At 32.2% G+C, this 21005-nt stretch carries 16 protein-coding genes and 1 pseudogene; 8 read left to right on the top strand and 9 right to left on the bottom strand.

What is annotated here, in order from left to right; all coding sequences use genetic code 11:
- Positions 1-6: 6 nt before the first annotated feature.
- A complete protein-coding gene (locus Q4512_RS14845; RefSeq protein ID WP_303426042.1) occupies positions 7-1530 on the bottom strand; it encodes a helicase HerA-like domain-containing protein in 1524 nt (507 codons plus the stop codon).
- Positions 1531-1626: 96 nt separating this feature from the next.
- Between Q4512_RS14845 and Q4512_RS14840 the strand changes: the two genes are divergently transcribed.
- Entirely contained in the window at positions 1627-2259 is a 633-nt protein-coding gene (locus tag Q4512_RS14840; protein ID WP_303426040.1) for a 7-carboxy-7-deazaguanine synthase QueE, read from the top strand.
- A gap of 49 nt (positions 2260-2308) precedes the next feature.
- On the opposite strand, the gene Q4512_RS14835 is transcribed toward Q4512_RS14840, so the two are convergent.
- Complete coding sequence (locus tag Q4512_RS14835; protein WP_303426038.1) at positions 2309-2854, bottom strand: DUF2911 domain-containing protein; 546 nt, start codon at positions 2852-2854, stop codon at positions 2309-2311.
- A gap of 270 nt (positions 2855-3124) precedes the next feature.
- Between Q4512_RS14835 and asnB the strand changes: the two genes are divergently transcribed.
- The 6 genes from asnB (at position 3125) to secDF (ending at position 12788) form a co-directional block, all read left to right on the top strand.
- The gene (asnB, locus tag Q4512_RS14830) at positions 3125-4798 is read left to right on the top strand and encodes an asparagine synthase B (protein WP_303426036.1); all 1674 of its coding nucleotides are present in this window, start codon (positions 3125-3127) and stop codon (positions 4796-4798) included.
- Between the two features lie 308 nt (positions 4799-5106).
- Positions 5107-7056 (top strand): DNA topoisomerase (ATP-hydrolyzing) subunit B, encoded by a 1950-nt coding sequence (gene gyrB, locus Q4512_RS14825; protein ID WP_303426034.1) that lies wholly within the window; start codon positions 5107-5109, stop codon positions 7054-7056.
- A gap of 72 nt (positions 7057-7128) precedes the next feature.
- A complete protein-coding gene (locus Q4512_RS14820) occupies positions 7129-7965 on the top strand; it encodes a tetratricopeptide repeat protein (protein WP_303426032.1) in 837 nt (278 codons plus the stop codon).
- A gap of 65 nt (positions 7966-8030) precedes the next feature.
- Positions 8031-8957 (top strand): malate dehydrogenase, encoded by a 927-nt coding sequence (locus tag Q4512_RS14815; RefSeq protein ID WP_303426030.1) that lies wholly within the window; start codon positions 8031-8033, stop codon positions 8955-8957.
- A 94-nt stretch (positions 8958-9051) separates the two neighbouring features.
- The gene (locus Q4512_RS14810; protein ID WP_303426028.1) at positions 9052-9669 is read left to right on the top strand and encodes a hypothetical protein; all 618 of its coding nucleotides are present in this window, start codon (positions 9052-9054) and stop codon (positions 9667-9669) included.
- Between the two features lie 143 nt (positions 9670-9812).
- Entirely contained in the window at positions 9813-12788 is a 2976-nt protein-coding gene (gene secDF, locus Q4512_RS14805) for a protein translocase subunit SecDF (RefSeq protein WP_303426026.1), read from the top strand.
- 248 nt (positions 12789-13036) lie between these two features.
- On the opposite strand, the gene Q4512_RS14800 is transcribed toward secDF, so the two are convergent.
- The 7 genes from Q4512_RS14800 to folE form a co-directional block, all read right to left on the bottom strand.
- A complete protein-coding gene (locus Q4512_RS14800; protein WP_303426024.1) occupies positions 13037-14656 on the bottom strand; it encodes a hypothetical protein in 1620 nt (539 codons plus the stop codon).
- A gap of 94 nt (positions 14657-14750) precedes the next feature.
- Positions 14751-15599: a serine aminopeptidase domain-containing protein gene (locus Q4512_RS14795; protein ID WP_303426023.1), complete on the bottom strand. Its 849-nt coding sequence runs from the start codon at positions 15597-15599 to the stop codon at positions 14751-14753.
- The gene (locus Q4512_RS14790) at positions 15589-16083 is read right to left on the bottom strand and encodes a DUF192 domain-containing protein (RefSeq protein WP_303426022.1); all 495 of its coding nucleotides are present in this window, start codon (positions 16081-16083) and stop codon (positions 15589-15591) included. The genes Q4512_RS14795 and Q4512_RS14790 overlap by 11 nt, the downstream gene beginning before the upstream one ends.
- A gap of 137 nt (positions 16084-16220) precedes the next feature.
- Positions 16221-17147, bottom strand: a complete 927-nt coding sequence (lgt, locus tag Q4512_RS14785) for a prolipoprotein diacylglyceryl transferase (protein WP_303426021.1) — start codon at positions 17145-17147, stop codon at positions 16221-16223.
- A gap of 71 nt (positions 17148-17218) precedes the next feature.
- Positions 17219-17458, bottom strand: coding sequence for a membrane protein insertion efficiency factor YidD (gene yidD, locus Q4512_RS14780; RefSeq protein ID WP_303426020.1), 240 nt, complete (start codon positions 17456-17458; stop codon positions 17219-17221).
- A gap of 44 nt (positions 17459-17502) precedes the next feature.
- Complete coding sequence (cysS, locus tag Q4512_RS14775; RefSeq protein ID WP_303426019.1) at positions 17503-18996, bottom strand: cysteine--tRNA ligase; 1494 nt, start codon at positions 18994-18996, stop codon at positions 17503-17505.
- 24 nt (positions 18997-19020) lie between these two features.
- Positions 19021-19698 carry a GTP cyclohydrolase I FolE gene (gene folE / locus Q4512_RS14770; RefSeq protein ID WP_303426017.1) on the bottom strand — a complete coding sequence of 226 codons (678 nt, stop codon included), beginning with the start codon at positions 19696-19698 and terminating at the stop codon, positions 19021-19023.
- Between the two features lie 198 nt (positions 19699-19896).
- Here folE and Q4512_RS14765 point away from each other — a divergent pair.
- A pseudogene (locus Q4512_RS14765) lies at positions 19897-21005 on the top strand (hypothetical protein); the annotation flags it as partial.

Below are 21005 nucleotides of genomic sequence, written 5' to 3'. Positions count from 1 at the left end.
TAAAAACTACATTACTTTTTTTAGTATACCAAAAACAGAACGAATAAAAGTTGCGCTTGTAAGCACTTTTACAATAGGGTTCATCCTTGTACTACTTCTACTAGAGCTAGATCGTGTTTTTTTACGCTCTTTTTCTTTTGCTTCTCTTTCGTCTTCTTTAATTTTTAAAGCTTCAGCTTTCTTTATTTTTTCGTTCAACATTTCATAGGCAGATTCTCTATCTATGGTTTCGTTGTATTTCATTACTAATTTTGAGTCGTCTAAAAGATTGTTCAATTCGGTTTCATTTAAAATATCCATTCTACTCATTGGAGCACGTAACATTGTTGCTGCAAGCGGAGTAGGTCTTCCTTTTTCATCTAACGCAGAAACTAAAGCTTCACCTGTTCCTAAGGAAGTTAATACTTCTGCAGTATCATAATAGTCGGTGTCTGGATAATTTTGAGCTGTAAGTTTAATTGCTTTTCTATCTTTTGCAGTAAACGCACGAAGCGCATGCTGTACTTTTAAACCTAACTGGCTCAATACACCTTCTGGTACATCGGTTGGGTTTTGTGTTACAAAGTAAAGACCAACTCCTTTACTACGAATTAATTTAACAATGCTTTCTATCTGATTTAATAATGCTTTTGATGCTTCATTAAAAATTAAATGCGCTTCGTCAATAAATAGTACTAATTCTGGTTTTCCAGAATCTCCTTGCTCAGGTAGTGTTTCATAAATTTCTGCTAAAAGACTTAACATGAAAGTAGAAAATAATTTTGGGCGATCTTGTATATCTGTTAAGCGAATAATATTAATATAACCACGACTGTCACGAGTTGTTCTCATTAAATCTTCAACTTCAAAACTTTTTTCGCCAAAAAATAAATCACCTCCTTGTTGTTCTATTTCAATGACCTTTCTTAAGATAGCACCTGTAGATGCAGAAGAAATTCTACCATATTCTTCTTTAAATTCTTCTTTTCCTTCGTTGGTACAGTATTGTAATATTTTCTTGAAATCTTTTAAGTCTAATAAAGGAAGTTTATTGTCGTCACAATATTTAAAAATAACTGCAACTACACCAGATTGGGTATCTGTAAGATCTAATATTCTAGATAATAAAACGGGTCCAAATTCACTAACTGTTGCTCGAAGTCTAACGCCTTCTTGCTCAGAAAGGGAAAGTATTTCTACAGGAAAACTTTTAGCATCAAAAGGCAAACCAATTTTTGCATGTCGTTCATCAATTTTTTCATGACCAGGACTTGGTTGTGCTAATCCGCTTAAATCTCCTTTAATATCCATTAAAAGTACAGGAACTCCTTGTTCGCTTAGATTTTCAGCAAGAATTTGTAGGGTTTTTGTTTTACCTGTTCCAGTGGCTCCAGCAATTAAACCATGTCTATTCATGGTTTTTAACGGAATCTTTACAAAGGCATCTTTAATAGTCTCTCCGTCTAACATTGCAGCACCTAAAGTGATGAATTCTCCTTTGGTTTTGTTTCCTTCTGTGATATGATTAAAAAAATCTTCCTGTCTACTCATAATATGCTTAAAATTTGCATAAAAATAGTGTAAATTTAATCAACTATAAAATGGAAATATTAAAACTTACATGATAATAAACTATCTTTGCAAGCTATGACAAGAAGTGAAAGACAAGAGTTGCTAGATAAAGGGTTGTTATTGCCTTTAATGGAGGAGTTTTATACGATTCAAGGAGAAGGTTTCTATAAAGGAACTGCTGCGTATTTTGTGAGAATTGGTGGTTGCGATGTTGGTTGCCATTGGTGTGATGTAAAAGAAAGCTGGTTGCCAGAATTACATCCTGCTACCGAAACATTAAAGATAGCAGAAAATGCTGCAAAGTATAGTAAAACAATTGTGGTTACTGGAGGTGAGCCTTTAATGTGGAATATGAATCCGTTAACTAATGCGTTAAAAGAAAAAGGGCTACAAGTACATATTGAAACTTCTGGAGCGTATAAGCTTACCGGTATTTGGGATTGGATTTGCCTTTCGCCAAAAAAGAATAAACTCCCTACAGAAGAAGTATACGCACAAGCACACGAATTAAAATGTATTATTTATAATAAAGATGATTTTAAGTTTGCCGAAGAGCAAGCAGCTAAAGTAAATAAAGATTGTATTTTGTATTTGCAACCAGAATGGAGTAAAAGAGATAAAGTGGTTCCGCAAATTGTAGATTACGTAATGAATAACCCAAAATGGAAAGTTTCCCTACAGACACATAAATATTTAAATATACCATAAAAAAAGCGCCTTGAAAATCAAGGCGCTTTTTTTATAAAGGATTTAGTTTTTAAAGACTAAAAGGAACTTTTACAACAACTTTGTCCCAACCTAAATACATGTCTACTCCAGTTTTAGCTTCATTAAAAGCAATAGAGAAAGCTTCTATAGTTTTTTCGCTAGATCCAACAGGAACTGATATTCTTGCTACGTCATTGGCTTCTTTATAAGAATAACTTCCCCAAGCATTTAAATCGGAATTTATAATAATTGTCCATTCTTTTTCTCCAGGAATAGTTGCTAAAGAGTAGGTGCCAGCTTTAATTAGAGTGTTTCCAAGTTTCATGTCTTTGTATAGTGTGATTTCTGCAGCCTCATTTGCTCCAGTACGCCAAACTTTACCATTAGGAGCAAGCTTCTCTAAGCTTCTTTCTTTTAGTTGTGGTCTACTATAAACTACTTTTATTAATTTGTTCGCTTCTTTATGGCTACTAGGAAAGTATGCTGCATCCATTGGGCTTTTGTCTAATCCAGTAAAATCTTGTGCGTTTAGATTAAAAGTGAATAACATTAAAAATGCCATAATGATTGTTGAAAGTCCTGTTTGAGTTTTCATAATTTGTTTTTTTGTTTTTGTGAATTGTTTAAGACATACTAATAAAGTAGTAAATCAAGATTAAAGTCGTTTTAGAAAGTAAAAGTTTACAGATTAATAAAAAATAATAGTGTAAATCTTTTATTCTGTTTCATTTTTATGGAATATTCGTATATTAAGTTTTAAATTGTAATCATTTTTTCATTTTGTGTTTGTAGTATGAAACAACATTCGCATATTTGTCTCAGTAATTATAATAATAAGGAATAAAAAAAATAAAAGATATAAGTTATGTGTGGAATTGTATGTGCTTTCGACCTAAAACAAAAAAGTGAAGATTTAAGACCTCAGGTTTTAGAAATGTCTAAAACGATTCGTCATCGAGGACCAGACTGGTCTGGAATTTATAGTGACGATAAAGCAATTCTTGCACATGAGCGTTTGGCAATTGTCGATCCAGCTTCTGGTAAACAACCATTATTTAGTCCAGATAATAAATTGGTGTTAGCTGCAAATGGAGAAATCTATAACCACAGAGCATTACGTAAGCAATTTGAAGGGAAATATAATTTTCAAACACAAAGTGATTGCGAAGTTATTTTAGCATTATACCAAGAAAAAGGAGTTGACTTTGTAGATGAAATGAATGGTATCTTCGGTTTTGCAATTTATGATGTTGAAAAGGATGAGTATTTTATAGCTCGTGATCATATGGGGATTATTCCTTTATATATTGGTTGGGATCAAAACGGAACATTCTATGTTGCTTCCGAGTTAAAAGCTTTAGAAGGAACTTGTACTAAAATTGAATTGTTTCCTCCTGGGCACTATATGTCTAGTACAGATGGAAAGTTTGTAAAATGGTACAATAGAGATTGGAGTGAATATGAAGCAGTAAAAGAAAACGAAACTAGTATTGCAGAAGTTAAAGAAGCTTTAGAAGCTGCAGTACATAGACAGTTAATGAGCGATGTGCCTTATGGGGTGTTATTATCTGGTGGGTTAGATTCTTCAGTAACTTCGGCAATAGCTAAAAAATATGCGCAAAAACGAATTGAAAGTGATGATACGTCAGATGCTTGGTACCCACAATTACATAGTTTTTCTGTAGGATTAGAAGGTTCTCCAGATTTAGCTGCTGCACAAAAAGTTGCAGATCATATTGGAACCGTTCATCACGAAATAAAATTTACTATTCAAGAAGGTCTAGATGCTATTAAAGATGTTATTTATAACATTGAAACCTACGATATTACTACTATTCGTTCTAGTACACCAATGTATTTGATGGCAAGAGTTATTAAGTCGATGGGAATTAAAATGGTACTTTCTGGAGAAGGAGCTGATGAGATTTTTGGAGGCTATTTATATTTCCATAAAGCACCAAATGCACAAGAATTTCATGAAGAAACAGTACGTAAATTAGATAAATTACACATGTACGATTGCTTAAGAGCCAACAAAAGTTTAGCTGCTTGGGGAATTGAAGGTCGTGTACCATTTTTAGATAAAGAATTTATGGACGTTGCTATGCGTATCAACCCACAAGACAAAATGATTAATGGAGAACGTATGGAAAAATGGGTGATTCGTAAAGCATTTGAAGATATGTTACCAGAAAGTGTAGCTTGGAGACAAAAAGAACAGTTTAGCGATGGGGTTGGTTACAGTTGGATTGACACTTTAAAAGAAGTGGTTGAAAAAGAAGTTTCTGATGAGCAAATGGAAAATGCAAAATTCCGTTTCCCAATTCAAACACCTCAAAATAAGGAAGAGTTTTATTATCGTTCTATTTTTGAAGGACACTTCCCTAGTGATGCAGCAGCTCTAAGTGTGCCTCAAGAAGCAAGTGTAGCTTGTAGTACAGCAACTGCTTTAGAATGGGACGAAGCATTTAAGAACATGAACGAACCTTCTGGTCGTGCAATAGCTAACGTGCATGATAAATCGTATGCAACCTCTTAGTTTTACATCTATTTCCATATAAAAAGGATACTTTATAGACTTTAAAACCTCGCTTCTGCGAGGTTTTTATTTTTTGCGAATATTTTTTAATAAATAAAAACACTAAAATCTTTTTTAAAGCGCTTTTTAAGCGATTTAAGGGCTTTTCTGTTAATTAACAAATGTTAATAATTTTTAGTCACTGTGCTTAAAAACCCTTGAAAAACGTTTTTTATTTCGTATCTTTGGTTGTATTCAAAAGGATGCTGTAAAGCGTCTTTTTTTATGCTTCAAACAATAGAAAAAGAGCCTAAAAATAATATTTAAATATGAGCGAAAAAAGAGAAGAGTTTAATAAAGATGGATACTCAGCAGATAGTATTCAAGCTTTAGAGGGAATGGAGCATGTACGTATGCGTCCATCCATGTATATTGGAGATGTTGGAGTACGTGGTTTACACCATTTGGTATATGAAGTAGTAGATAATTCCATTGATGAAGCGTTAGCTGGTCATTGTGATAATATTACAGTAACTATTAATGAAGATAATTCTATCACCACAGAAGATGATGGACGTGGTATTCCTGTTGGTTTACACCAAAAAGAAGGTGTGTCTGCACTAGAAGTTGTAATGACTAAAATTGGAGCAGGTGGTAAATTTGATAAAGACTCTTATAAAGTATCTGGTGGACTTCACGGTGTTGGTGTAAGTTGTGTTAATGCATTATCAGAACACTTAACAGCAACAGTTTATAGAGAAGGTAAAGTTTGGGAGCAAGAATATGAAAGAGGTAAGGCGCTTTATCCTGTAAAAGCTATTGGAGATAGTGATAAAAGAGGTACAACGGTTACTTTTAAACCAGATCCAACCATATTTAAACAAACCTTAGAGTATAATTACGATACGCTAGCAAGTAGAATGCGTGAATTAGCGTATTTAAATAAAGGAATTACAGTTCACTTAGTAGATAAAAGAAGTAAAAAAGAAGATGGTTCTTTTGAAGGAGAAACATTTCATTCTGAAGAAGGTCTTAAAGAATTTATAACCTTTTTAGATGCAACAAGAGAGCCTTTAATGAAAGATGTTATTTCTTTTGAAGGTGAAAAAAATGGTGTGCCTGTTGAGGTTGCAATGATTTATAATACATCTTATGCAGAAAATTTACACTCTTACGTAAATAATATCAATACACATGAAGGTGGTACACACCTTTCTGGTTTTCGTCGTGGTTTAACACATACCTTAAAAAAGTACGCAGACGAGTCTGGAATGTTAGACAAGCTTAAGTTTGATATTGCAGGTGATGATTTTCGTGAAGGATTAACTGCTATTATTTCTGTAAAAGTTCAAGAACCACAATTTGAAGGCCAAACAAAAACAAAGCTAGGTAACAGAGAAGTTTCTGCAGCAGTAAGTCAATCGGTTTCCGAAATGTTAACTAATTACTTAGAAGAACATCCAGACGATGCTAAAATTATTGTGCAAAAAGTAATTCTTGCAGCACAAGCACGTCACGCAGCTCAAAAAGCGCGTGAAATGGTACAGCGTAAAACTGTAATGAGTATTGGTGGTTTGCCTGGGAAATTATCCGATTGTTCCGAGCAAGATCCTGCAAAATGTGAAGTATATCTTGTCGAGGGAGACTCGGCAGGTGGTACTGCTAAACAAGGTCGTGATAGAGCATTTCAAGCGATTTTACCATTACGTGGTAAGATCCTGAATGTAGAAAAGGCGATGACACATAAAGTGTTTGAAAACGAAGAAATTAAGAATATCTTTACCGCTTTAGGTGTTACTATTGGAACAGAAGAAGATAGTAAAGCATTAAATCTTTCTAAATTACGATACCACAAAATTGTAATTATGTGTGATGCCGATATTGATGGTTCGCACATTGAAACTTTAATTCTAACATTCTTTTTCCGTTACATGAAAGAATTAATAGAAAACGGACATATTTATATTGCAACTCCACCTTTATATTTAGTGAAAAAAGGAGCTAAAAAGCAATATGCTTGGTCTGATGAAGAACGTGTAGCAATCATGGAAGAGTTTGGAGAGTCTTCAAAAATACAACGTTATAAAGGTCTTGGAGAGATGAATGCAGAACAACTTTGGGATACTACAATGAATCCTGAATTTAGAACATTGCGTCAAATTCATATTGAAAACGGAGTAGAAGCAGATCGCGTGTTCTCTATGTTAATGGGAGATGAGGTTCCGCCTCGTAGAGAGTTTATAGAAAAAAATGCAATTTATGCTAATATTGATGCGTAATTCATTTCTATTTTAATAATTTAAACCTGTAAAGTTTCACAACCTTACAGGTTTTTTTTTAATCTAATATATATGTTGTACTTAAAAAAAAAATATTGCGGTTTTATAGTTATATGTCTTTTGTTTTTTAATTGTAATAATAAAGAACAGCAAAAAAGTGAAATAGAAGTTAAAGTCGATTTTAAATCCGATTCTATTGCAACAGCGATAGTAAAAGAATCCTACCAATTTGGGTTAAACTCTGAAGCAAGACGAAAATTTTTAGATTCTGCAATAATTAAAAATCCCAATATGGCGTATCTCTACCAACAAAGAGCTATGCCTCTGTATAAAGAAAATAAAGATGAACTTGGCTTACCATACTTAGAAAAAGCAGCAGCATTAAATCCGGTGAAATGGTTAGATTATATGGCTTTTATGAAATGTATATTTTCTAAAAATTATAAAGATGCCATTGTAGATTTTAATAAGGCTTTAGAATTAAATGGAGAATCGTATGTCATGGATCATTCCTATTATTTTTATTTAGGCTTATGTTATTTACAATTAAACGAATTTGAAACGGCTAAAGTTTTTTTTGAAAAAAGTATCGCCCAATCCGTTAAAGAAGACGGCGAAGAGTGGATTCATTTTAACGATTTAATGTACTTAGGAATTGCGAATTACGAATTAAATAACTACAAAGAAGCAATTAAAATATTCGATGAAGCATTACTACTGCAACCAAAATTTAGCGACGTGAAATTTTATCAAGCAATATGTTTAGCTAGGATAGGAGAGGGAGATAAAGCAGAGCTTAAGTTTAAAGAAGCAAAAGAAGATTTTATAAATGATGATATTATGTACGAAGATAACTCTATTTATGAACGCTATCCATATCAAGTACGTAAAAGCTGGTTTGGTTTATAGTAAAATTCAATATAAAGTATTAATTTTACAGTTATAAAATTCAACACAAACAAAATATATAAAAAATGAAAGTAACAGTAGTAGGAGCAGGAGCAGTAGGTGCAAGTTGTGCAGAATATATTGCTATTAAAGACTTTGCTAGCGAAGTAGTAATCTTAGACATTAAAGAAGGTTTTGCAGAAGGTAAAGCAATGGATCTAATGCAAACTGCATCATTAAATAATTTCGACACTAAAATAACAGGAAGTACTAATGATTATTCTAAAACAGCAGGATCTGATGTTTGTGTAATTACTTCAGGTATTCCAAGAAAACCAGGTATGACTCGTGAAGAGTTAATTGGTATTAATGCAGGAATTGTAAAAATGGTATCTTCTAGCTTAATAGAACATTCGCCAAATACAATCATTATTGTGGTAAGTAACCCAATGGATACAATGACTTACTTAGTACATAAAACTACAGGTTTAGCAAAAAATAAAATTATAGGAATGGGTGGCGCTTTAGATTCTGCTCGTTTTAAATACAGATTAGCAGAAGCATTAGGAGCTCCAATTTCTGATGTGGACGGAATGGTGATTGGTGGACATAGCGATAAAGGTATGGTACCATTAATAGGTAAAGCTGCAAGAAATAGTGTAAAAGTTTCTGAGTTTTTATCGGAAGAAAGAATGGATCAAGTAGTACAAGATACTAAAGTTGGTGGTGCAACACTTACCGGTTTATTAGGTACTTCTGCTTGGTACGCTCCAGGAGCAGCTGTATCTGCAATGGTACAAGCAATTGCTTGCGATACTAAAAAGATTTTTCCTTGTTCTGCTTTATTAGACGGAGAATTTGGGTTAAGCGATTTATCTATTGGTGTTCCTTGTGTATTAGGTGCTAATGGAATTGAAAAAATTGTTGAAATAAGCTTAACAGATGCGGAAAAAACAAAATTAGCTGAATCAGCTGAAGGTGTTAAAGCAACTAATGGGTTGCTAGAATTGTAATTTATCAACCTGTCTGGTTTTAAACCAGATAGGTTTTATTTAATATTTATATAAAGACTGTAGAAATACAGTCTTTATTTTTTATATTTGGCGCATGAAAAAGTGGTACATCTGTACTTTAGTTATTGCTTTTACCTTACTAGGTTATATTAGTAAGGAACAATCTGCTTTGCCAAATCAGAAAATAGTACTACAGTTTTCTGACACTACTATCACTTCTAATCAAATTGAAAACACCGTTGCAATTGTAAAAAAGCAATTGTTAGATTTTGGTGTAAACCATATTCAAATTCATAAAATTGAAAACGGACAACTAAAAATCACGTATTATAGTGATGCAGATGTTGTTAGTATTAAAAGTAAACTTTCCAAAGAAAAAAAGCTAGCTATAGACTATGCTTCAAACCAAGAAAAACATCCTGAAAAACCAGCAACCAATGAAAATTATAATCTAGATGTTTATAAAATTCAGGATGCTAAGGACGCTAATTCTGGTTTTGATGGTAAAGTGGCTATCGAACCTAGATTAGAAAGCGATCGTTATTCTAATCCTAATGTGTATTTTTCAGCTTGCCCTATAGAGGTAAATAAGCTAAACACATACTTACAAGTTGTCTATAAAGTAAATACAAATATTGCAATTGCAATAGATAATACTTCGTATAAAATACCTGAAGTTAGAGCAGGCCCAAATACTAACAAAACTTCATAAACTAGCTAATTAACTTCTTAAGACATACTTGTGTTTAAGAGTAAACGAGCTAAAATTTTATTTAAACATTAAAAAGTGTCAAAAAATTACGTGTAAACTATATATTTGCACGTTCAAAAAATGGACCATAAAAAATCATTAAAATGCAAAACAAAGGATTAGTAAAATTATTTGCACTATTGTTTGGTTTGGTAAGTATCTACCAATTATCATTCACATTTAAAAACAGTAGTATTGAAAGCAATGCGGCTGCTTATGCAAATGGAGATAGTGTAAAAGAAACCAGATATTTAGATTCATTATCGAACCAAGAAGTCTATAATATTGGAATAGCAAAATATACCTATAACGAGGTAAAAGAAAATGCTATGAACTTAGGACTTGACCTTAAAGGTGGAGTTAACGTAATATTACAAGTTTCTGTAAAAGACATATTAAAAGGATTAGCTAACAATACTACAGATCCTATTTTTAATAAAGCATTAGACGATGCAACAGAACTTCAAAAAGATAGTCAAAGCACCTATTTAGAAGATTTTTATACTTCTTTTGAAGCTATAAAAGGAGATACTAAATTAGCTTCGCCAGATATTTTCTATACTAGAGCTTTAGATGGAGAAATTGATGGAAATATGACGGATGAAGAAGTAAAACCGGTAATTTCAAGAAAAATTGATGAGTCTATTGTTTCTGCTTTCGAAGTATTACGTAAACGTATTGATGAGTTTGGTGTTACATCACCTAATATCCAACGTTTAGGAAACTCAGGACGTATTCTAGTAGAGTTACCAGGAGTTAAAGATGCAGAACGTGCTACTAAATTATTACAAAGTACAGCACAATTAGAGTTTTGGGATGTGTACAACAAAACACTTTTCAATAACTTTCTAGTACAAGCTAATGAAACCATTAAGAGTATTGAAAAATCAAAAGAAGTAAACACCGAAGAAGTTAAAGAAACCACTTCAGAAGAAGATAAAATTGCAGATCTTTTAGGAGATGATCCAGATTCTACAGCAGTAGTAGCAAATCCGCTTTTAGATAAATTAATCGGTTCTCAAGATCCTGCAGCAATTGCTTTAGTAAATATTGCAGATAGAGAAATTATTAGTGAGTATTTAAATATGCCACAAGTAAGAAACTTACTTCCTGCAGAACAACGTTATGTAAAGTTTGCATTTGGGAAACAAAAAGGAGATAGTGAGTTAGTAGACTTATACGCACTTATAGCTAACAGAGAAAACGTACCAGAATTAGGTGGTGGTGTAGTTGTAGATGCAAGACAAGATTATGATCCTTTAGGAAAACCTCTTGTAAGTATGCAAATGAATAGTAAAGGTGCTAAAATCTGGGAGGAAATGACTGGAAGAGCTTTTACACAAAGAAGCCAAATAGCTATTGTTTTAGATAACGTAGTATATTCTGCACCTGGAGTAACAACAGGAGCGATTGCTGGTGGAAATTCTCAAATATCAGGAAACTTTACATTAAATGAAGCAACCGATTTAGCAAACGTTTTACGTGCTGGTAAATTGCCTGCTAGAGCAGATATTATTCAAAGTGATGTAGTTGGTCCATCTTTAGGTCAAGAAGCTATCGATAGTGGTAAAATGTCCTTTTTAATAGCATTAGCATTAGTGCTTTTATGGATGGTTTTCTACTATGGTAAAGCAGGTCTATTTGCAGATATTGCAATGGCATTAAACATCTTATTAATATTTGGTATTCTTTCTGGTTTAGGAGCAGTATTAACGCTTCCTGGAATTGCAGGTATTGTATTAACCATTGGTATGTCGGTAGATGCAAACGTTCTTATTTTCGAGCGTATTCGAGAAGAGCTAGCTAAAGGTAAAGACCAAGCTACATCAATAAAAGATGGTTTTGCAAACGCACTTTCTTCTATTTTAGATGCCAATGTAACAACTGGTTTAACAGCATTAATATTATTTGTTTTTGGTACAGGACCAATTAAAGGTTTTGCAACGACATTAATTATTGGTATTGCAACTTCATTATTTACAGCAATCTTTATTACAAGATTACTAGTAGATTGGTATTCTAATAAAGGAGGGAAATTAGAATTCTCTACAGGTTTAACAAGAAACTTATTTAGAAACATAAATATAGACTTCTTGAAAAAACGTAAGATTGCTTATGTTATTTCTGGAATATTTATTCTTTTAAGTTTAGGATCATTATTTACAAATAAATTAGATCAAGGTGTAGATTTTGTTGGAGGAAGAACCTACCAAGTTCGTTTCGAGCAACCAGTTAGTGCATCCGAAATTTCAGGAGTGCTTTCTGCAGAAGATGTATTTGGTAGTGCAGATGCGAAGTTAATTGGTACAAGTAACGATGTAAAAATTACTACTAAGTATAAAATTAATGAAGCTTCTTCAGAAGTAGATGAAGAAATAAGACATAAATTATACAACGCATTACAACCACATTTATCGAACATTAGTTACGATCAATTTATAGATCTTAACGATGAAAATAAACAAATTGGTGTTATGGAGTCTTATAAAGTAAGTCCATCTATTGCAGATGATATTAAGAAAGCATCTTTCTGGGCAATCTTAGGATCTTTAATCGTAGTATTCTTATATATCTTATTCCGTTTTAAAAGATGGCAATTCTCACTTGGTGCAGTAGCAGCAGTATTTCATGATGTATTAATTGTATTAGGTGTTTTCTCACTTACTTACAAGTTCATGCCATTTACAATGGAAATTGACCAAGCATTTATTGCCGCAATATTAACGGTAATTGGTTACTCTTTAAATGATACCGTAGTTGTATTCGATAGAATTAGAGAGTTCTTTAATGAGCATACTGCTTGGGATTTTGATAAAGTAATTAATGCCTCATTAAGTAGTACACTAAGTAGAACATTAAATACCTCTTTAACTACACTAGTTGTGTTATTAGCAATCTTTATTTTTGGTGGAGATTCTATTAGAGGATTTATGTTTGCATTAATAGTAGGTGTTATTGTAGGTACCTATTCTTCATTGTTTATTGCAACACCAATCATGTACGATTCTGTTAAAAAAGCAGGAGCTACAGATGCTTTAAAGATTAAAGAAAAAGAAGAAGAAGAAACGTTAGAAGCATAAGCAACGAATCCTTTTTTAAATATTAAAAAACCTTTCTGTGTTATGCAGAAAGGTTTTTTTATTTCTTCTATTTTATTAATTTGGGCGTTACACTACTACGTTTAGACTTCGTAGTGTCAGGCTTTCCGCTATATCTTTTGTTACTGGATTGTTTTCTTGTAAATATTCATACCTTAAATAGCAATCCATACTAGTAAATATTCTTGCTGCTAAAACAAAAGGATGCCGCATCAATCCTTAACGCAATACTATTTATCTTCCTCCTTATTAGGACTAAATTTGTTTACAAAAGAAGTTAAATTAGTAGCATAACCAACCATCAACTGCGGATGTACTTGATAATTTTGCGTATGATAATAAGCGCCTAATCGCGCAAAAACACCACCTTTTTTTCCTTTTTTCGGATTCGTTAACCAATAAAAATCTGCCTTGATATTAACTACGTTATATTGAAATCCAAAATGCTCAACACCATTATCCACTATAGTCTCTTTTATATTTATATCACCTATGCTATTAGCGCCACTATAAGAAAGATTATTTAAACTTAGACTAACATCTGCACCAAAATTGGTTTGTGGTCTAATCTCTATATTTAAATAAGGACCATGACTGGTAGATATTAAAGACGAAATATTTTCATCGTCTTTAGCGGTGTCACCATCACCAGAATTAATGATAGATGTTTTAAGAGCAGTCCTATAAAAAGCACCTTGATAACCTAAAGAAATATAAGAGAAAAAGCGTTTGGCTTCATGCGATAAAACATCTACAGAAAGACTTCCGTTAATATTGTTTTTGGTTAATAAGTCAAAATTACTAAAGCTACCATTTTCTGTACTGTTTTTAGAGATTTCAATAGTTCTAAAAGTATCATTAGATCCATTGTAAAGAGCAATGTTAGCTTCTGCTATCATTTGTCTAAAAAGTGTATAGTTAGCAGTTCCAATGGTTGAGTTCTTTTGGTTTAAAGGTAAAAGTAATTTAGCTTGTGCATTAACTAGACTATTACTGTTATTATTGTCAAAGGCCATAACATCTGTATATAATACTGCTGTAAAAAAATCAAAAAATTGACGTTGTCTTACTTGTTGTTCTAAATTGTCTTTGTCAAAATGTAACTCATCATTAGCTACAGAGTAATTAAAGTGTTGATCAGAGTCAAAATCAAATATATCATTGTATTCCAGTTCATAGCAAATATTTTTATTTGTTTTAAACTTATTTTTGCTGCCATAGTTATTAAAAAAACGAATTGGCACACTAAAGTTGTTGTTTACTACAGTAACTTTTTCTGTGGAATCATTGTTAACTCTACCTTCTAAAACTATAGTAGAAGCTTTATTGTTAAAGAAATTAATATATGCTTTTTCAATGTGTAATTTCGGAGTAGTGTTTTCTTCAAGAAAATTTTGCGTCTGACCATTACATTTAGAAGTGTCAACACGTTTTAAAGGTATGGTTTGATTTAAAGTTATTTTTCCCGAATATTGAGCAGGTTCACCATCTATAATTTCGGTAAGACTGCGTAATGATTTCTTTTTGTTTGAAATTTTATTTAATATAATTTTAGCAGCTTCATCTGATAGATCACTGTGTACAACTGTGGTGTCTAATTTTTCTTTAATTAAATTTATAATTGCTCTGTTAAAAACTGCTTCGTCTACTTTGTATGGAATACCTATGCTCTCTTCGTGAGCGTTTTTATTTGCTATTTTTAAGTTAAAATCGTTGTCATTAAATTTAGCATGTATTTGGTAGTCATTATTGTCTTGTGTTCCAATTACAACATAATCTACAATATGATATTCCTGACTAAAACAATGTACACTAAATAGTAATACGAGCAATGTGATTAATTTTTTCATAATATTTAAGATTAATTAGCATCTTAAAAGTAGCCATAAATGAGCACAAAAAAAATACGTAGTACTACGTATTTTATCTAAAACGAAATAAATTTTAATTTGTAACTATCCAATTTTCAGTGATTTGCCATAGTGAATCTTTAAAATATTCTCTAAAAAAACCAAAATGTTGTACATCTTCAATTTGTAACTCTTCAGGAATAATGTGTCTTCGGTCTACATTTGTGTTTTTAAATTTAGATGCTAACCAATCTACAGATTCCTTAGATGCAAAGCTATCTCTAGGAAAACTTAAAGCGAGTACATTACTAGTTATTTTACTAAATTCTAAATCGTTAAACTGGCTATACATATATTTAGGATGAATTCCCCATTTTCGCCATTGGTAAACAACCTGTTTTGGTAAGTTTTCAAATAAACCTAGTTTTTTAGCTGGAAAATAACCAAATAACGGAGTTGCTATTGGTATTATAAAGTACCAAAACGCAAATAATCGAAACTTAGGAAAGCCTTTAAAATATTTCCAATATCCAGTTTGTGATGCTACAGTTATTATAGAATCTACTGTGTGTATTTCTGGATTCAAACCAATGAGTTGTCCGCCAATACTATGCGTTATTAGTGTTACTTTGTTTTGTGGTTGTTTTTGTTTAACAAATTTTATAACAGCAGCTTGATCTAAAGCCCAAGTGTTTAAATTGGCTTTGTTTTTTTTTAAGCTCTCGGTATTAGAAGCACCAATACCATAATAATCAAAAGTATAAATAGTAAAGCCTAAGGTACTAAAATGAAGGGCGAATTTAGAATAGAATTTCTGTAAAACTCCTGTTGCCGACGATATTACTATACTTTTTTTGTTCGACTTTTCAGGTGAAAATATAGTGACATTAATAGCATGTCCTGTTGTAGTTTTTAAAAATATACTACGAACATTATTTTTCATTGATCGTTGTATATTCTATTCGGTCACCAACTTCTAAAAGCCATTTTTCAGCTAGTCCTGCATTGACTTCTAAAACATATTGCGCAGGAACTCGTGAAGGTAAAGAGGCTTCATCAAAAGGCACAGCGTTTTCTTGAAAACTAACAATGTGTTTGTTGTTATCTAAGTAAATTAAATCTAATGGAATTCTAGTGTTTTTCATATAAAAAAAACGTTCACGCATGGTAGGGAAAGCAAATAACATCGCTTGGTTTTCTTTCATAGTATTTCTATACATTAAACCAGTTTGTACATCATAATCTGTATCTGCAATTTCTATATTTAGTCTTGTAACTATAGAGTCTGTTGCTGCTTTATAAATAGTAAGATCTCCTTCTTTTGTAAAGGAAACTTCAATTGGTTTTATGTCTTTTTTTTCATCTTTGCAGGCGCTTAAAAAGAGGATGAAGCATAAAATAATACTGGTAAATAATCTGAATTTCATAATAAATGTTTGGTCGAGCGTAGTCGAGACCTATTTTATAAATAGTAAATTTTAAATACCTCTCGAGAAACTACGTTCACTACTTTCTATAAAAAAAATATTTTATTTTAGTAATGCTCGAGGTGACATTGTTTTATCTAAATTACTTTAGTTTTTGGTTTATAAACAAACATAAAGTATAGGCCAATTATAATAAAAGGTATGCTTAACCATTGCCCAGTATTTAAAGCCCAAGTAGCTCTATCATCTACTTGTGCTTCTTTTACAAACTCTACGAAGAAACGAATCGTCCAAAGTAATACTAAAAATAAACCAAATAAGAAACCTGTTTGTTTGTCTTTATTGGTTTTAGTATAGAAATACCATAAAATTAAAAATACAAAGATGTAGCAAAAAGATTCATACAATTGTGCTGGATGTCTTAAAGGTATTGCATCTAATAAATTTTGAAATTGTGGGTTATTTGCAATGGCATCATAAGCTTCTTTGGGCGTTTTCATACCCGTTAATTGCATCGCTTCATATTTGTTATATTCTTGTTGAATAAAGCGAACACCTAAAGGAGAATCTGTGATTTTTCCTATAATTTCAGAATTAATAAAATTTCCTAAACGAATAAATACTGCGCCACTTGCTACAGGAATTACAACTCTGTCTAAAATCCACATTAATGATTTGTACTTATATTTTCTTCTATATAAATACATTCCAATAATAATTCCTATTGCTGCTCCATGACTCGCTAATCCTTGAAAACCAGTGAATTCAAATTTTGGCACAAAACGGAAAGGTAAAAATATGCTAAAAAAGTCTTGCGATATAAGTTCCGATTGGTAAAATATTACATGACCTAATCGAGCACCAAGCATAGTGGCTATTATGGTATATAAAAAAAGAGGGTCTAAATATTCTGGTTTAATTTGATCTCTTTTAAAAATACGTTTCATGATTTGCAATCCTAAAAGGAATGCAATAATCCACATTACACTATAAAAGTGTAATTTAAAATTACCAATAATGTCAATTCCTGTTAACGGATTCCAATCGAATATTAAAAAATGCATAGATTTTATTTTGAAAACGTAAATATAGACAATTGCAAATGGATTAAAAAGAAACCGGACTTAATGAAATGTTATTTTTCAGAAAGCTTTTCTGGAACTGGATCATAACCTGAGCCTCCCCAAGGGTGACAACTAAAAATTCGTTTTACTGCTAGTTTTCCACCTTTAAAAAAACCATGTTTTTCTAACGCTTCTTTTGTGTAATGCGAACAAGTTGGTTGAAACCTACACGTTGAAGGTGTTAACGGTGAAATTAATGTTTGATATACTTTGATAAGGAATAAGAAAGGTGCGATAAGTATCTTTTTCATAACCAATAGGTGAGGAGCAAAATTAATAAAATGCTCTTTATTCGTTAATTAGTCGAAAAAGTGGTGCCTTCTTTACCATCTTTTAAATTAATACCAACTGCAGCTAATTCGTCTCTAATTTTATCAGACATGGCAAAGTCTTTATTTGCTCTTGCTTCTTGTCTTAGTTTTATTAAAAGATCTACAGCACCAGAAAGTTTGTCTGTTCCTGTATTGGATGCTGAATTGTTTTCTAAACCTAAAATATCAAAAACAAAAGTATGTATTAATGCTGTGAAATCTTTTAAATCATCTTTGGAAATCGTTTCGTTAACAGATTTTATTTTGTTGATGATTGTTACACCTTCAAATAACCAAGAAATTAATATTGGTGTATTGAAGTCGTCATTCATTGCTTCATAAAACTTGCTTTTTAAAATAGCTAAAGTTTCTTTGGTATTTTTAGAACTTTCTTTAGAAGGTGTTAGTGTTTCTAATCCATTGACAGCTTCCATTAAACGATTAAAGCCTTTTTCGCTTGCTAATAAACCGTTGTCTGTAAGGTCTAAAACACTTCTGTAAGAAGCTTGCATCATAAAAAATCGAACCACACTTGGGCTGTATGCTTTAGACATAATATTGTTTTTTCCTGTAAGTAATTCGGAAGGATTAATGTAATTTCCTGTCGATTTACTCATTCGTGCACCATTAAGTTCTAGCATATTGGCGTGCATCCAATATTTTACAGGGTCTTTTCCTTTAGCTGCTTTATTTTGAGCAATTTCACATTCGTGATGTGGAAATTTTAAATCCATTCCACCTCCATGAATATCAAAATATTCGCCAAGATATTTGGTGCTCATTGCTGTACATTCAAGATGCCAACCAGGAAAACCATCACTCCAAGGTGAAGGCCAACGCATAATATGTGTTGGTTCTGCTTTTTTCCAAAGGGCAAAATCTTGCGGATTTTTTTTATCGCTTTGCCCATCTAATTCACGTGTATTGTGAATTAAATCTTCTAGTTTACGTTTGCTTAAAATGCCATAGTCGTTAGTTTGATTGTATTTATGTACATCAAAATACACAGAACCATTCACTTCATAACCAAAACCATTATCAATAATAGTTTGTATCAGTTCTATTTGCTCTATAATATGACCCGTTGCAGTAGGTTCAATACTTGGAGGAAGAAAATTAAATGTATTAAGTACATTATGAAAATCTACAGTATAACGCTGTACAATTTCCATTGGTTCAATAGCTTCTAATCTTGCTTTTTTGGTGATTTTATCTTCTCCAACATCTGCATCATTTTCTAAATGCCCAGCATCTGTAATATTTCTAACATAGCGTACTTTATAGCCTATATGTAGGAGGTAGCGAAAAATCATATCAAAAGACATAAAAGTTCTAACATTCCCTAAATGTACATTACTGTAAACCGTTGGTCCACAAACGTACATGCCAACATATCCTTCTGTTATAGGTGTGAATTTTTCTTTTTTACCAGAAAGGGAATTGTATATTTCTATGTTTTGCTTTTGTGAAGTTTGCATAAAGTAGGCCGTTTACTTTAACTACTAAAAAGTAGTATCTAATTTAATATAATCTAAAAATTCTCTACGTGTATCTTTTTCCTTGAATTTACCACCAAATTCACTGGTTACAGTGCTAGAATCTACATCTTTTATTCCTCTAGAATTAACACATAAATGTTTAGCGTCTATAACACAGGCAACATCCTCTGTATTTAATACTTCTTGTAATTCTTTTACAATTTGAATCGTTAAACGCTCTTGTACTTGTGGTCTATTGGAATAATAATCGACAATACGATTCATTTTTGATAAACCAACAACAGTTCCGTTAGATATATATGCAACATGTGCTCTTCCAACAATTGGTAATAAATGATGTTCGCAAGTAGAATAAACAGTGATGTTTTTTTCCACAAGCATTTCTCCATATTTATATTTGTTATCAAAAGTTGAAGCGCTAGGCTTATTTTTAGGGTCTAAACCACTAAAAATTTCTTTTACAAACATTTTTGCTACTCTATTTGGAGTACCTTTAAGGCTGTCGTCTTTTAAATCTAGACCTAATGTTTCCATAATATGTCTAACATCTTCTTTAATAAGATCTATTTTCTCTTCATTTGTAAGAGTAAAAGCATCTTCACGCATCGGTGTATTTATAGATGTACCAATATGGTTGTCTCCTATAGCGTTTAATTCGTCTATCTTGCTGTCCAGTTTCATCAAAAAAATAATAATTATAATTTACAAAGATAAGTAATTCCCATTTGTTTTAGTTTGAATTGAAGTAGAATTAATTTATAATTGATTTCGATTTTTTTCTTATTTTTTTATAACTTTTCCTGCTAATTGCTTTAAGTTAAGTATTTTGCGAGATAAATTTGGTTTTTACGATTAGATAAAAAAAGTTAAGTGCTTTTCATGAAGAGATTTTTGTTTATTATTTGTTTGTTTGTTACTCGTTTTGTAGTAGCTCAAGGACCAGGTTGTTCTAATGTAGATGCAGGTCCTACTCAAATAAATTTGGATTGTACAACTGGGTGTGCAGATTTAACAGCTACTTTTTTAGAGACAGGAGAAACCACATCTTATGCAGTTTCCTCCATACCTTATGCTCCTCCGTCTTCTTTTTCTGGGTTAACAAATCAATTGTTCTTATTTTCTGATGATGTTTGGTCAGATATCATACCATTAGGTTTTGAGTTTTGTTTTTATGGGAATCAATATAATAATATATTAGTCGGAGTTAATGGTGTCTTGAGTTTTGAAACAACGTTAGCAAATTCAGGAAATGAATATATTTTTGCAGATACATTACCAAATAATTCTAATTCAGCTTTAGGGGAAGCTAATATTTTTGGAGCTGGTCATGATATGGACCCTTCTGCTAGTGGTGGTTCTCATGAAATTGCTTGGGAAATACAAGGAGCTGCCCCATGCAGGAGATTTGTTGCGTCCTATTATAATGTCCCTCAATTTGGGTGTGCTACAGAATTGTCAACTCAAATGATAGTTTTATACGAAGGAACAAATACTATTGATATATATATAGAAGAAAAACCAACCTGTTTTTGGCTTAATGGAAATGCTGTTGTTGGTATACAAAATGATGCAGGAACCGATGCTTTTTTTCCTCCAGGTAGAAATACAAGTAATTGGGTTGGAACAAATGAAGCTTGGCGTTTCACTCCTAACGGAACACCAAACTATACGGTAACTTGGTTTGATGGAACTAATAGTCCAATCGCTAATACACCAACTATTAATGTTTGCCCAACTACAAATGAAACTTTTACCGTGGAGGTGGAATATACCAATTGTGACGGATCCACTTTTATAGATAACGATAGTATAGATGTTATAATAAGTGCTACGCCAACGGTAACATTAACCAGTAATACGACGACCTGTTCTGGAGGCACAGCAACATTCACAATACAAGGTAGCCCAGGGGATATCGTAGATTATACCGGGGTGTTAGGTTCTCCAGTAACGCTAGATGCAACAGGGGAGGCAGTAATTAATATCCC

Source organism: Oceanihabitans sp. 2_MG-2023 (assembly GCF_030547245.1).
Taxonomy (GTDB): Bacteria; Bacteroidota; Bacteroidia; order Flavobacteriales; family Flavobacteriaceae; genus Oceanihabitans.
Note: the sequence above shows the minus strand (reverse complement) of the source record. Positions and strands in the feature narration are given on the sequence as shown.

Coding starts and splice junctions, on each gene's coding strand:
- Q4512_RS14845 (WP_303426042.1), bottom strand. CDS start 1,530: ATGAGTAGACAGGAAGATTTTTTTAATCATATCACAGAAGGAAACAAA.
- Q4512_RS14840 (WP_303426040.1), top strand. CDS start 1,627: ATGACAAGAAGTGAAAGACAAGAGTTGCTAGATAAAGGGTTGTTATTG.
- Q4512_RS14835 (WP_303426038.1), bottom strand. CDS start 2,854: ATGAAAACTCAAACAGGACTTTCAACAATCATTATGGCATTTTTAATG.
- asnB (WP_303426036.1), top strand. CDS start 3,125: ATGTGTGGAATTGTATGTGCTTTCGACCTAAAACAAAAAAGTGAAGAT.
- gyrB (WP_303426034.1), top strand. CDS start 5,107: ATGAGCGAAAAAAGAGAAGAGTTTAATAAAGATGGATACTCAGCAGAT.
- Q4512_RS14820 (WP_303426032.1), top strand. CDS start 7,129: ATGTTGTACTTAAAAAAAAAATATTGCGGTTTTATAGTTATATGTCTT.
- Q4512_RS14815 (WP_303426030.1), top strand. CDS start 8,031: ATGAAAGTAACAGTAGTAGGAGCAGGAGCAGTAGGTGCAAGTTGTGCA.
- Q4512_RS14810 (WP_303426028.1), top strand. CDS start 9,052: ATGAAAAAGTGGTACATCTGTACTTTAGTTATTGCTTTTACCTTACTA.
- secDF (WP_303426026.1), top strand. CDS start 9,813: ATGCAAAACAAAGGATTAGTAAAATTATTTGCACTATTGTTTGGTTTG.
- Q4512_RS14800 (WP_303426024.1), bottom strand. CDS start 14,656: ATGAAAAAATTAATCACATTGCTCGTATTACTATTTAGTGTACATTGT.
- Q4512_RS14795 (WP_303426023.1), bottom strand. CDS start 15,599: ATGAAAAATAATGTTCGTAGTATATTTTTAAAAACTACAACAGGACAT.
- Q4512_RS14790 (WP_303426022.1), bottom strand. CDS start 16,083: ATGAAATTCAGATTATTTACCAGTATTATTTTATGCTTCATCCTCTTT.
- lgt (WP_303426021.1), bottom strand. CDS start 17,147: ATGCATTTTTTAATATTCGATTGGAATCCGTTAACAGGAATTGACATT.
- yidD (WP_303426020.1), bottom strand. CDS start 17,458: ATGAAAAAGATACTTATCGCACCTTTCTTATTCCTTATCAAAGTATAT.
- cysS (WP_303426019.1), bottom strand. CDS start 18,996: ATGCAAACTTCACAAAAGCAAAACATAGAAATATACAATTCCCTTTCT.
- folE (WP_303426017.1), bottom strand. CDS start 19,698: ATGAAACTGGACAGCAAGATAGACGAATTAAACGCTATAGGAGACAAC.